Origin of the sequence: Thiohalophilus sp. (assembly GCF_031581315.1) — a bacterium.
Taxonomy (GTDB): domain Bacteria; phylum Pseudomonadota; class Gammaproteobacteria; order UBA6429; family Thiohalophilaceae; genus Thiohalophilus.
In genome coordinates this window covers 3314-5321 of record NZ_JAVLAZ010000123.1, presented here as the reverse complement: position 1 = coordinate 5321, position 2008 = coordinate 3314, and the positions used below count along the sequence as shown (strand labels likewise).

General features: G+C 59.1%; 2 protein-coding genes. Both read right to left on the bottom strand.

Annotated elements, in window-relative coordinates:
* Window positions 1-1684, bottom strand: a 1684-nt coding sequence (lpxL, locus tag RI563_RS12375) for an LpxL/LpxP family Kdo(2)-lipid IV(A) lauroyl/palmitoleoyl acyltransferase (RefSeq protein ID WP_310694693.1), incomplete at its 3' end; no start/stop codon positions are given.
* A 54-nt stretch (window positions 1685-1738) separates the two neighbouring features.
* On the bottom strand, window positions 1739-2008 hold a 270-nt coding region (locus RI563_RS12370; RefSeq protein ID WP_310694692.1), incomplete at its 5' end, for an isochorismatase family protein.

Sequence of the window (2008 nt, the reverse complement as noted above, 5' to 3'; positions counted from 1 at the left end):
GGCGTGGTGCATCCAGTTTCAGCCAGTTTTCGATGATCAGTTTTTCTTCATCATTGCGTGTCGAGGCGGCAAGCACGTAGGGGGGCCCCAGATCGACGGGCGCTACCTGGCGCGCACTGTTTTGCGCATACTTGATATTGCCTACCAGACGGGTCCTGGCCAGGTTCCAGATATCCTCGAAGTGCGCTTTATCCGCCTGGGTTCTGGCCAGAATCGCGTAGGTATACTGCAGCACATGGATCATTACATTGCGGACGAATCGCGGTGCTTCGGTTGTCCGCTTTGACAGGCGGCCGTTAACGATAATGTTGCGAATGCCATGCTGGAAGCAGTATTCATACAGGTTGGGCCACAGTTCGGTTTCCATGATGAGCTGGCATTGTGGTTTTACCTCTGGCATGAACCGGTTGAGCGTCCACTGCCAGTCGATCGGCAGATAGTGATGTTTGACGCTATCCCCGAGTTGTTTTTCGGCAATTTTACGGCTGCTCGGGGTGTTGGTGGTCAGCAGCAGTTGCAGCCGGGGGTACTTTTCCTGCAAAAGGCGTATCAGCGGCAGCGCGGCATTGAGTTCGCCGATCGAGGCAGCATGCAGGTGTATATCGGCACGCACATCGCCGGTGCCAAGGGCAAAACGTTCCAGTAAATAGCGCTTGTCGCGATTACGAAACGCGGTCCACAGGGTGTAGAGCACAATCAGCGGACTGAATACGAACAACAGGCGCGTGTATTGTTTCATCGCCTTGCGACGCTTGACCCGGTACAGCTGGGGTTCCCAGTCGGGACGGGTGCGAAACCGCCGGTGTGCCCATAGATACTGGGCGGGTGTGCGGCGTACCTGTTCCTCGATGGCCTGGTTGACCAGCGTGGCATCGCGCACATCGTCGTCGGTGGGGAATTCCTCGATTTGCGGGCCGACCCGGATCAGATAACCCTGGTTGCCGGGCAATCGTTCGGAATAAAACGGCACCAGCGGCGCGCCGGAGGATTTGGCGATACGCGCGGTGAGCGTCAGGGTCGCGGTCTGAATGCCCATGAACGGCGCGAAGACCGAGGCGCGTTCGCCAAAGTCCTGATCCGGCGCATACCAGACCACTTTTTTCTGCTTCAGGTTACGCAGGATATCGCGCATGTCACGACTGCGAATCAGTCCATCGAGCATCCGGTTGCGGCTATGCACCATCACGGCTTCAAACAGGGGGTTATGCGCCCGCTTGTAGGTGGGCCGTAAATTGTCGACGTGATTGGCCAGAAACTTGCCGCTGATTTCAAGGGTGGTGTAGTGCCCGCCCAGTAATAACACGCCCTTGCCTTTGGCCTGCGCGGCGGCCAGGTTTTCCAGCCCTTCGACGCGATACATTCTTTTCAGGCGTTGTTCTGAGCCCCACCAGGCCAGTCCCGATTCGAAGATCGCCATGGCCGTGGAGTGAAAGTTTTCCCGCACAAGCCGGCGGAGGGTTGGCCGGTCGTAGTCGGGAAACGCCAGGCGCAGGTTGGTCCGCACAATGCGTCGCCGGGCCGGCATCAGCGCATAGCTCAGCAGCCCAACCCCTTTGCCCAGCGTGTTGATGGCCGGGTACGGGAGCTGCGCAACGCCCCACATGAATCCCAGCCCCAGCCAGGTGGGCCAGTACTTCGGATGCAGATAATCGCGAATGGGAAACGGGGTGGCGCTGTCGGGCATGATGGCTATCGGTGATGGTCGTGTCGGGGATCATACCCCAATCACGGCGCGCTATCAGCGAATTAGCTTCGAGAGGGTTTTGAACTGCTCATGGCGGGCATCGCGCAGCCATTCGAACAGGGCCGATTCGCTCATGATCACGCTGATACCGGCCTGGCGCAGTCGCGCCAGGGCGTTGCGGTGATGGGTCTTGCGCCGCGAGGCGATGGCATCTTCCACCACGAACACCTGGTAACCGTGTTCCTGCAACTGGATGGCGGTCTGCAGCACACAGACATGGCTTTCCATGCCGCCCAGCACGATCTGGCGGCGGGCATTGAGGCG